This window comes from Nitrosospira multiformis (assembly GCF_900110185.1).
Lineage (GTDB): Bacteria > Pseudomonadota > Gammaproteobacteria > Burkholderiales > Nitrosomonadaceae > Nitrosospira > Nitrosospira multiformis_A.
Genome location: NZ_FOCT01000005.1, coordinates 73,076 through 85,321, shown reverse-complemented (window position 1 = coordinate 85,321; position 12,246 = coordinate 73,076). Strand labels below are relative to the sequence as shown.

Annotated in this window: 3 protein-coding genes; all 3 read left to right on the top strand. The window is 58.2% G+C overall.

The window, feature by feature from the left end; genetic code table 11:
• Window positions 1-24: 24 nt before the first annotated feature.
• A complete protein-coding gene (locus BMY01_RS07165; protein WP_074745698.1) occupies window positions 25-5,430 on the top strand; it encodes a non-ribosomal peptide synthetase in 5,406 nt (1,801 codons plus the stop codon).
• Window positions 5,430-10,142 carry a type I polyketide synthase gene (locus BMY01_RS07160; protein WP_074745696.1) on the top strand — a complete coding sequence of 1,571 codons (4,713 nt, stop codon included), beginning with the start codon at window positions 5,430-5,432 and terminating at the stop codon, window positions 10,140-10,142. Before BMY01_RS07165 ends, BMY01_RS07160 begins: the two co-directional genes overlap by 1 nt.
• An 84-nt stretch (window positions 10,143-10,226) precedes the next feature.
• The coding region (locus BMY01_RS07155; RefSeq protein ID WP_139176805.1) for a condensation domain-containing protein at window positions 10,227-12,246 on the top strand (2,020 nt) is incomplete at its 3' end.

The following is a 12,246-nucleotide window of genomic DNA, read 5'->3' as shown; positions in this document are numbered from 1 at the left end:
GTCAGTCCACTGAAAGGTTTCACTATGACGCCAAGGTCAATTTCTCACCGCGTTTATCCGCAAAACCTGGTTACGCATCTCCGTAGTCTCGCGTCGGCGCGTCCCACAGACCTCGCCTTGACTGCAGTGCACCAGGAAGGCGAGAGAATCGTGGAAAAAGCGTTCGACTACGCTACATTGGACCAGCATGTCCGCGCACTCGCAGCCCTTTTGCAGGACCGTTTTTCGGCAGGCGAGCGCGCCCTGCTGCTCATGGAAAACGATGAGCATTACGTAATTGGCTTCTTCGCCTGTCTTTACGCAGGACTCATCGCCGTGCCCGTTTTCCCGCCGGAGATGGTGCGTGAACGGCACCTGGCGCGCCTGCTCGCCATTGCAGCGGATGCTGAGGCGCGCTGCATATTGACCACGAGCGAAATCATGCCGTTGATTGCTCGTGCCGCAGTGGAACAGTTTTCTTATGCAACCGTGCTGACTGTGGACACGGTGAAACGCGATAACGCATCTGTGTGGCGCGAACATTTTCCCGAAGAGGGAGATATCGCGTTTTTGCAATATACCTCCGGGTCTACTTCCACTCCCAAGGGGGTCATGGTGAGCCATGGAAACCTGATGGTGCATGCACAGGCTTACGAGCAGAGCTTGTCCATCAGTGAAGACGACGTATTCGTCAGTTGGCTGCCTCTTTACCACGACCTGGGCCTGATTGCCGGTTTGCTGCAGCCCATCCATCGCGGCATCCCCGGCATCCTGATGACCCCCAAGTTTTTTATTGAGCGGCCGGTACGTTGGCTTGAGACCGTCTCGCGCCATCGAGCAACGGTCAGCGGCGCGCCAAACTTCGCTTTTCAACTGTGTGTGGAGCGGGTGAGAGATGCGCAGTTGCAAGGACTGGACTTGTCGACGTGGCGCGTCGCTTTTTGCGGCGCGGAACCCGTACGTTACAGCGCAATGAGCGCGTTCATGAAGCGCTTCGCACCCGTGGGATTCTCCACTGGGACCATTTATCCCTGTTACGGCCTGGCGGAAGCAACACTGATGATGACCGGTGGCACGTCCGGAGATGGGGTAGAGGCGCATTGCTTTTCGACTGAGACACTGGCACAAGGCCGTGCCGAGGTGGCGGAGGAAGGAATCTGGCTGGTCGCCTGCGGAGCTGCCGTACCCGGTCACACTGTCAGGATCACCAATGCCGAAACATTCGCCCCGTTGCCGGACGGCTACGTGGGTGAGATCTGGATAGCCGGGGCAAGCTTGACCCAGGGTTATTGGCGGCGTGCCAGGGAAACGGCCGAAACTTTCGTTACTCACGAGGGCGAACGCTGGTTGCGCACAGGCGATCTGGGATTCTTCTACGACGGGCAAATTTACATCGCTGGCCGTCACAAGGATCTCATCATCATAAGGGGGCAGAACGTCTACCCGCAGGACCTCGAGCAGGTGGTCGAAGACGAGGTGGAGGCGGCACGGAAGGGAAGGGTAGCCGCGTTCTCGGTAGAAACCGAAAACGGGGAAGGAATCGGCATTGCTGTGGAGATATCTCGCGGCATGCAGAAGCTTATCGCCGTCGAAACCCTGGTGCAGGCATTGAGCGAGGCCGTGAGCGGAAGCTGCCACGAGCCGCTCTCGGTGGTGGTACTACTGAATCCGGGAGGATTGCCCAAGACTTCCAGCGGAAAATTGCAGCGCGCCGCCTGCCGCCAGGGCTGGCGAGAACGCACACTCGACGCCTATGCCCTCTATGAGTTTGGCAATTTCGTGCTGGGTGGCAACAGCCAGCCTTTATCCACGTTGACGGATGACGTCGAAATTTCGCTCGCGGGCATCTGGGAAACCGTGTTGAATCGCCGTGGGTTGGGGCGCGAGGACCATTTTTTTGCCAGCGGCGGAAATTCACTCTCTGCAGTTCAGGCTGTGGCGCGTATTGCTGAGCATTGGCAGATCGATTTCACGCTCCGCAGCCTGTTCGAGAATCCGAAGTTGCGCCAGTGCGCGCAGGAAATCAAGCGCATTCTATCCGTCGGTGCTCCCAAGCGTACTGCCAGCATCAGCTTATTCCCCACGTCGGCTAGAATCAACGCAACTCAATCGGCACCGCTTTCCTTCGGTCAACAACGTTTATGGTTCCTTTGGCAACTGGACCGAACGTCCACCGCCTATCACATCAAGCAGGCACTGCAATTATCGGGACCGCTGGATGTGGAGGCATTGCAGGCCAGCCTTGATGGGCTGGTCGCACGGCACGAATCGTTGCGTACCGTGTTCCGACCGGGAGGGGAGGGTGCGGTCGAGCAGGTACTGAGGCCGGCGTCGAGGGTGGATATTTCGCATATCGATCTGAATGGTGACATCGCATCGGAGCGTGAAGCGCGTGCGAAAGAGGAGGCCGACCAGATCATTTCCGCCCCCTTCGATCTGACACAGGGCCCATTGCTGCGAGTAGTCTTGATCCGGCTGGCGCAGGACAAGCATATCCTGGTTATAGCCATGCATCACATCATCTCCGATGGTGCTTCGATGCAGGTGTTGCTTGACGAGCTCGCCGTGGGGTATCTGGCTCATGCCCAGGGGCAGTTGCCGCAGTTCGACCCGTTACCCATCCGCTACGCGGATTATGCCGAATGGCAGCGCAGCTGGCTGGAAGCAGGCGAGAAAGACAGGCAACTGGCCTACTGGCGTGATTACTTGGGCACCGAGCATCCGGTATTGGAATTGCCAGCTGACCATCCGCGGCAGCCGGTGGCAAATTACCAGGCGGCACGTCATTCTTTCGCCCTGCCGCCGGATGTGATAAGCAGTTTGCGAAACCTTGCCCAACGCCCTGATAGCCGTAGTGCAACCCTTTTCATGGCGCTGATGGCTGGGTTTCAAGCTTTGCTCTACCGCCTCACGGGACAAAAGGATATTCGTGTCGGCGTGCCGGTTGCCAATCGCAACCGGATTGAAACCAAGGGCATCGTCGGTTTTTTCGTGAATACCCAGGTGCTGCGGGGGAAGGTCGATGGTCGCCTGGCTTTGTCAACCCTCCTCGCGCAGGTCAGAGAAGCGGCAATCGACGCCCAGGCACATCAGGATTTGCCCTTCGAGCAACTGGTTGAAGCATTACAGCCGGAGAGAAGCCTGAGCCGAACGCCGCTCTTCCAGGTAACCCTTAATCACCTGGTAAGCGACCGGCGCAAGCTCGATCAAATCAAGGGACTGAAGATCGTTGACTATCCGCTGCGCGAGCAAGCTGCACAGTTCGAGTTGACGCTGGAAACGATCGAGTCACCTGATGGAAACGTGCATGCAAGCTTCATCTATGCGTCGGAGCTCTTCGATACTCGTACGATCGAGCGCCTGGGACGCCATTATGTGGCCGTGCTGCGCACAATGGCCGGGCAGCCGGAGATGCCCATCGGCGATGTGACTCTGTTGAGCGAGAGCGATATGGCGGAGCTCGGAGCATGGGGAGCATGGGGAACGAATGCTGTAGCGTGCGTTTCAGGTAGCGTGATCTCCCATCAATCCGCTCATCAAGTCTTGCATAAAGCTGCCCATGAAGCTGCTCATGAACCTGTACATCGGCGCATACAGCGCCAGGCGGAAGAACGCCCGGACGTCTGCGCCCTGATTTTCAACGATACCGTAATAACCTACCAGGAACTGAACAGCCGCTCAAACCAACTCGCACACCATTTGATCGCTCTGGGAGTCAAGGCGGAGGTAAAGGTCGGCATTATGGTAGAACGTTCCATCGAGATGATCGTCGGCCTGCTGGGTATTCTCAAGGCAGGAGGGGCATATGTACCGCTCGATCCGGACTATCCGCGTGAGCGCCTCAACTATCTTATCGAGGACAGCGGCATCGGGTTGCTGTTGACGCAATCCTCCCTCAGGAATCGTATCCCTGATTCGGAAAAGCTTTCCGTGCTGGAACTGGATGGCGCCGACGTGAAGGGGGTAGCAGAGACCAACCTGGAGATTACATTGCATCCCGATAATCTCGCTTATGTCATCTACACATCCGGGTCGACCGGCAGACCGAAAGGGGTAGGAGTAAGCCATGGTCCCTTGGCGATGCATCTGGCAGCGATCAGGGAAATCTACGGCGTACGTCCTGGTGATCGCGAACTCATGTTTTTCTCGATGAATTTCGATGCGGCTGCGGAACAGTGGATCACTCCCCTGTGCGAAGGGGCGACGCTTGTCCTTTCATCGACACGGGACCTTGCTGGCGACGGTTTCGTCGATCGGATCGGAAAGCACGGCATAACCACACTGCATTTGCCGCCAGCTTATCTGCGGATGCTGCTTCCCTTGATGGGGGGCGGGGTCTCGTCGGTGCGCACTTGCATAGCAGGCGGCGAAGCGTGGTTTGCAGCGGACCTGGCCGCCACGCAGGCGGTTTTCCCGCAAGCCCGACTGGTCAACGCCTATGGGCCCACCGAAACGGTCATCACTCCAGCCGCCTGGGTAGTCCATGCGTCTGAAACTGCTGAGGCCGGTTTCATTGGCGAGTTCGCGCCCATCGGCCGTGCCGTTGGAGATCGCAAGTTATACGTGCTCGACGAGGACTTGAATGTCGTGCCTCCGGGGTGTGCCGGAGAACTTTATATTGGTGGGACAGGGCTGGCCCGCGGATACCTCGATCGTCCCGGTCTCACTGCGGACCGATTCGTTGCCGATCCTTTCGTGCCGGATGGGAGCCGCCTTTACCGCACGGGAGATCGCGTGCGCTGGCGCAATGAGGACAATGGTGCCCAACTCGAATACCTGGGCCGGCTCGATCACCAGGTCAAGCTTCGCGGTTTCCGGGTTGAGTTGGGCGAAATTGAGGGCCAGTTGCTGGCGCACCCCGGCGTTCGCGAGGCGGCGGTAGTGGCACAGGAAAGCTGCAATGGAATGCGCCTCATTGCCTACGTCGCCTCGCATCACGGCGTAACACTCAACGCATCCATGCTCAAGACAGCGCTTGCCGCCGTGCTTCCTGATTACATGCTGCCTGGTTCGTTTGTGCTGCTCGATAGATTGCCGCTCAACCCCAACGGCAAAGTCGATCGCCAGGCGTTGCCCTTGCCCTTGGCGGAGCAGATCGATGAGGCGGCCTATCAGGCGCCCGTCAATGCTATGGAGACGATGATTTCGGAGATCTGGGCGGAAGTCCTGGGGCTACCCCGAGTGGGGCTGCACAACAACTTTTTCGATCTGGGGGGGCATTCGCTGCTGCTCATCAAGGTGCAATGCAAGCTGGAAGAACGGCTGAAAACACGCATCGCCATTATCGATCTTTTCAGATATACCAATGTCGCGCGTCTGGCCAAATTCCTTGGTCAGGAGGACAGGCAGGCGGATAAGGAGCACCTGCCCTTGCAGCGCCACCAGGAACGGGCGCAGCGGCAGAGAGCGACGTTCATACAACGCAAGCTGAGAGCAGGGAGGACACATTAATGGATCATACGGAAGATTTCTCGGAGAGAGCAGATATCGATATCGCAATTATCGGTATGGCAGGTCGTTTTCCGGGCGCGGACAACGTGGAGGCTTTCTGGCGCAATTTGCGGGATGGAGTCGAGTCCGTTACTTTCTTTACCGACGAGGAGCTCCTGGCGCGAGGGATTTCGCGCAAGACCCTGGAAGATCCACACTACATCAAAGCGGGCGCCGAACTGCCCGGCGTCGACCTTTTCGATGCCTCTTTCTTTGGTTATACCCCGCGCGAGGCGGCGGAAACGGACCCGCAGCACCGGCTGTTCCTGGAGGTGGCCTGGCAGGCGCTGGAAGATGCGGGCTATGACGCGTCGAATTGCAACGTCCCAGTCGGGGTTTATGCAGGCTGTGGGGTTAACACCTATCTGCTGCTGAATCTGTTTTCCAGCGGGCGTTTTTCGGATATGCACGACATTTCTTCCCTGCAAGGGTTGATGAATGGAAACAATAAGGATTCCATGACGACGACCGTCTCCTACAAGCTCAATCTGCGCGGACCGGGAATCACCGTGCAGACAGCTTGTTCCACCTCACTCGCGGCCGTGCATGTCGCCTGCCGCGGCCTGCTCAATCACGAGGCGGACATGGCAATGGCCGGGGGTGTCTGGGTCAACCTGTTGCACGAGGGTGGTTATCGATACGAGCCTGGGGCGATCCTGTCGCCGGATGGCCACTGCCGCGCGTTTGACACAAAGGCGGCGGGCACGGTGATCGGCAGCGGAGTGGGGATCGTGGTGCTCAAGCGGCTGTCGGATGCACTCGCCGATGGCGATACGATTCATGCCGTAATCAAAGGGTCCGCAATCAACAACGATGGTTCGGCCAAGGTGGGCTACACCGCACCGAGCGTGGAAGGCCAGGCGGAAGTGATTCTGGCTGCTCAGGCCATTGCCGGCGTGGATGCCGATACGATCACCTACGTGGAGGCGCATGGCACGGGAACAACGATTGGCGACCCGATCGAGATCGCGGCGCTCACGCAGGCCTTTTGCGAAAGCACGAACAGGCGCGGATTTTGCGCCATCGGATCGGTCAAGACGAATGTAGGTCATCTGGATGCAGCAGCAGGCGTCGCGGGCCTGATCAAAACCGTCCTGGCAATGAAGCATCGGACCCTTCCGCCCAGCCTGAATTTCGAGCAGCCCAATCCACAAATCGATTTTTCCTCGAGCCCTTTTTACGTGAACACCGCGAGCAGGGATTGGCCGAATGGATCCACACCACGGCGCGCGGGGGTGAGTTCCTTCGGCATCGGGGGGACCAACGTACATGTGGTGCTCGAGGAAGCTCCGCCCGTAGAGCCCGTGAGTCCCTCACGCGCCTGTCAGTTGCTCACACTCTCGGCGCGCACGCCCACGGCGCTGGAGTCGAGGATTGCCGGATTGCACGACCATCTGCGAGCACATCCCGATTTACCCCTTGCCGATGTCGCTTATACCCTTCGAACGGGAAGAAAAAGTTTTGCCTGCCGTGCAGTGGTGGTGTGCCACGACAGGGATGAGGCGCTCGGCGTTTTGGAAAGGAAGCCTGCGGACCGCTTTGTTACCGGACAAGTGACCTCGGAAAATCGCCCCATCGTCTTTCTTTTCCCTGGTCAGGGCGCCCAGCATATCGATATGGCTCGGGAGCTTTACCAGGGGGAGGCGGTTTTTCGGCGGGAATTCGATCGCTGCGTCGAATTGCTGCAACCCCACCTGAATTTCGACCTGCGGGCCGCCGTATACCCTAAGCTTGAGGGCAGGGATGAGGCGCGGAAGAAAGAGTTGTCCGCGCGACTCGAACAGACGGAAGTCACCCAGCCCGCACTCTTTGTCGTCGAATATGCTCTCGCACAACTATGGATGTCCTGGGGCATCCAACCGGCGGCAATGATCGGCCACAGTGTAGGTGAATACGTTGCGGCATGTCTTGCGGGTGTATTTTCGCTCAAAGACGCGCTGCGCCTGGTTGCCCTTCGGGGGCGCTTGCTCCAGCAGACGGAGACAGGCGCCATGCTTGCGGTCATGCTGTCCGAGGCGGAAATAACGCCTTACCTGTCGGACAGCTGCGATCTCGCCGCTGTCAACGGGCCTGAATTGTGCGTCCTTTCAGGCTCGGTCGCCGCCATCGAAGCATTGGAAGCTGATCTGGGCAATAAAGGTATAGGGGCGCGGCGCCTTCACGTCTCCCATGCATTTCACTCCGCCCTGGTCGAACCGATATTGCCGGCTTTCATGGAGCTGGTTTCCCCCATGGAGTTGCGCGAACCTAAAATTCCTTTTCTTTCCAATCTCAGCGGCGACTGGATTACTCCCCAGGAAGCCACCGATCCTGGATATTGGAGACGACACGTGCGCGGGACGGTACGCTTCGATGATGGGCTGCGCGAACTGTTGGGCAATCGCGATCGAATCCTGCTGGAGGTGGGACCGGGCGAAACATTGACTACCCTTGCGCGGCGTCATTCCGAAGCAAAACCGGAACATCTCATCCTTTCATCCTTGCCCCATCCCGGCAGAGTGCACCAATCTCAAGCACATTTTTATCTTTGCCTGGGAAGATTGTGGCTTGCGGGGGTCGATATCGATTGGGGGAGTTTTTACGCTGATGAGCGCCGCCGCCGCGTCCCCTTGCCGACTTACCCATTCGAGCGCCAGTCATACTGGATCAAGCCCGGCACCCAGAAGACCGCGAAGACTGCAAAGGCAGTGGAGGAAGAAAACAGGCCCCGGCTCATGGCTAGCCTTGAGCCAGGTGCACGCCAGCAGGCGATGGATAATGCCGGGCCGGTAGCTCGACCGCTCGATGAATGGTTTTACACCCCTTCGTGGCGCCGCTCCGACAGTATTGAACAAGAGAGCATCCTCCTGAACCAGGGAAGATCATTCATCCTCTTCGAGGATGATCATCCCTTCGGAATGGCTCTGACAGGGCATTTGCTTACCCTGGGAATAAAACCTGTCGTCGTCTCTATGGGTTCAGCCTTTTGCCGCCAGGACAAGGATCATTATATTGTCCGCCCGGGCGAACGGGAGGATTACGATCTTCTGTTGCGCAACATCGGCGAGGATGGCAGGACCCTCGGACATATCTTTCATTTGTGGAGCATGACCGGGGATGATGACACCCGTATCTACAGGGAAAGCGAGGTCGAAAACGGAGGGGAAATCGAGGCAAGGGCTTTCTTCAGTTTGTTTTATCTTGCGCAGGCGCTGGAGAGTGCCAAACAGGTTATCCCGAACGACGCGAAGGTCGAAATTACGGTCATTACCAACCAGCTCGAGGATGTCACCGGCAGCGAATCCCTTCGCCCGGAAAAAGCACTGTTGCTGGGGCCTTGCAAGGTCATTCCCCAGGAATATGCCTACCTCACCTGCCGACTGGTTGATGTCGAGTTGCCAGCAGGCGACGATACTGCAAAAAACCGGCTTGTCCGTCAGATCGTGGCCGAGTCTCAGGCTGAGCCAGTTTCCTCAATGGTCGCCTACCGGGGGCCGCACCGCTGGATACAGACCTTCGAACCTATCCAATGTCGGGGACCGGGCAAAGCGCGCTCTTGCCTTCGGGATGGCGGCGTCTATCTGATTACCGGCGGGCTCGGAGGCATCGGGCTGACGTTGGCCGAGCATCTGGCGCAGAACTATCGCGCAAAGCTGGTGCTGTTGGGCCGTTCACGGTTTCCTGCCAGGGAGCAGTGGGCCAATGTAATTTCGACAGCGGAAAAAGGGGATTCGACCCGCAGCAAGATCGAGCAGGTCATGCACCTGGAGGCGCTGGGTGCAAAAGTGCTGGTCTTGCAGGCCGACGTCACGAACCAGGCAGAGCTGAAGGCGACGGCGACGCAGGCCTGTGAGCACTTCGGGGCCATCAACGGCGTTATACATTCAGCGGGAGAAGTCGGCACCGGTCTCATTTCGGTAAAGACCGAGGAGATGGTGGCGAAAGTGTTTGCGCCCAAGATACAGGGAACGCGGGCATTACAGGCCGTATTCCGGAATACTCGGCTGGATTTCATGCTGCTGTGCTCATCACTGGCGACAATTGCGGGCGGCCTCAGCAAGGTTGATTATTGTGCCGCCAATGCCTACCTCGATGCTGTTGCCCGCGGGGCTACCCGTTCTGCCGAAGGCGACTCTGGGTTCCCGGTCATATCGGTCAACTGGGATAGCTGGCGGGACGTGGGGATGGCGGCCAATATGGCAATGCCCCAGGGAATGGGAATTCCGCCGAAAGAAGGGGCTGAAGCTTTCGAGTTCATCGTCAACAACGCGGTCCGGCCCCAGGTGATCGTCTCCACCCTCGATTTGCATGGCCGGCTCAACCAAACACAGGAGGACCTGGTAGATCTGGTCGGGCAGCCTTCCGTGTTCGCGGAGAGCCGGCAGCTGGAGCAGGGAGACCAGCAACGTTATCCACGACCTGCCTTGCACACGACTTTTGTCGCTCCCCAGAGTGAGCTGGAGCAGAGCATCGCAGAGGTTTGGCAGAGTCTACTGGGTATGGATGCCGTTGGCATTCATGACAATCTGTTTGAACTGGGGGGAGATTCCTTGCTGGGTATTCAACTGCTCTCGAGAGTGCGCGCAGTTTTCGGAATCGATATGCGTCCCGCAGACTTTTTCCGGTCTCCCACCGTTGCAGGTTTGGCCGAACTGGTTGAAACGAAATTGTTGGACGAGATCGAATGCTCATGATTGCATCCTTGCGAGATGAAGTCATTCTGTCATTCCGTCTCCTGATGCCTCGTCATTTATTTCATCATTTTTATCCGCATCATTATGCATAGCAGCAATCTAGCGCAAAGACGCGCCCGCCTGACTCCCGAGCAACGGGAGAGGCTGGCGCAGCGGCTGGCCGGAGCCCATGCTCCAGCACCCCAATCGAATATTCCCCGCCGCAACACTTCCGCGCGGGTACCCCTCTCCTATGCTCAGCAGCGTCACTGGTTTTTATGGCAATTGGAGCCGTTGAGCACGGCTTATCATTTGAGCGGGGGGTTGCGGCTGACGGGCAGGCTGGACATCGAGGCGCTGCGTTGGAGCTTTGCGGCACTGGGCAGGCGGCATGAGTCGTTGCGTACGATATTCAGGGCTAATGCGGAAGGGCTGCCGGAGCAGATCATCGAAGATGAGCCGCGGCTTGAAATTCCGCTGACTGACTTTTCCGGGTTGTCTCTGGAACAAGCGAGAGCGCAGGCCGGTGAAGAAGCAAGCCGGATAGCTGGAACTCCCTTTGATCTGACGCAAGGCCCGCTGCTTCGGCTTGCCCTCATTCGCATTGCGCCGGAAGAACATCTTCTTGTGGTAGTGATGCACCACATCATCTCGGATGCCTGGTCCAATCGCATTGTCATTGACGAATTTGCGGCCCACTATCGGGCACGGGTGCAGCAGGAGGGAGAGGGGCAGGGACAGGGGCAGGAGCCCTCCTTGCCGGCACTGCCGATCCAGTATGCCGATTACGCGATATGGCAGCGCAACTGGCTGGAAGCGGGAGAAAAAGAGCGCCAGCTGGCCTACTGGCGCAGTCAGTTGGGAGAAGAACATCCGGTATTGCAATTGCCCACTGATCACCCCCGATCTTCCAAGGCCAACTACCGTGCGGCGCGCCATACCTTCACCTTACCTGCGGGTCTGGTTACGCGTTTGCAGCGTCAGGCACAAAGCCAGGGGGCGACCCTGTTCATGGCGTTGCTCTCGGGCTTTCAGGCCCTGCTCTATCGCTATACCGGCCAGCGGGATATCCGTGTGGGCGTACCGATTGCCAACCGGCACCGGGTTGAAATAGAAAACATCGTTGGATTCTTCGTCAACACCCAGGTATTGCGCACTCTCATGGACGGGCGCATGTCCCTGCACGCGGTGCTCGATCAGACACGGGAAGCTGCGCTGAGCGCCCAGACCCACCAGGATCTGCCGTTTGAGCAACTGGTTGAAGCACTGCAACCCGAACGCAACCTGAATCAGAATCCTCTGTTTCAGGTGATGTACAACCACCTGCGCGAAGACTACCGGGCACTTGAGCAATTGCCCGGGCTCACGGTGGAGGATCACGAGCTGAGCGAGCAGACGGCGCAGTTTGAGCTGACCCTGGATACGGTTGAGCAGCCCGATGGCAGGCTGGAAGCCACCTTCACCTATGCCGCCGAGCTGTTTGAGCCTGCCACCATTGCGCGGCTGAGCGGACATTATCTGCATCTTCTGGAGCAACTGGCCGAGCATCCGCAGCAGAGTCTTGGCGACATCGACATCCTCAGTGAAGCCGAGCGGGCGCAGCTTAAGGCCTGGGGGATCAACGAGCAGCGCTATGGGAATGCGGAGCCTGTACACAGGCTGATCGAGCGGCAGGTTGAAGTTCAACCGGAGGCGGTTGCGCTGATCTTTGGCGATGTTGAACTGAGCTATGGTGAGCTGAATGCAAGAGCGAACCGCCTGGCGCATTGCTTGATCAGGCTGGGGGTTGAGCCCGAGGTCAGGGTGGGCATTGCGGTAGAGCGCTCGATCGACATGGTGGTAGGGTTGCTTGCCATCCTCAAGGCAGGGGGAGCGTATGTGCCGCTCGATCCGGAATATCCGCAGGAGCGGCTGGCCTACATGGTGACAGACAGTGCCATCGGGTTGCTGCTGACGCAAAGCCATATTCGATCCGCCATCCCCTATTCTGACCAATACGAAGTGCTGGAACTGGACAGGCTCGATCTTGAGGATGAATCCGACAGCAACCCGCAAGCCGCCCTGCATGGACACAACCTTGCCTACATCATCTATACCTCAGGCTCCACAGGTAAACCAAAGGGAG

Bases quoted from the DNA above. Each gene is read 5' to 3' on its own strand.
- BMY01_RS07165 (WP_074745698.1), top strand. From the start codon at position 25: ATGACGCCAAGGTCAATTTCTCACCGCGTTTATCCGCAAAACCTGGTT.
- BMY01_RS07160 (WP_074745696.1), top strand. From the start codon at position 5,430: ATGGATCATACGGAAGATTTCTCGGAGAGAGCAGATATCGATATCGCA.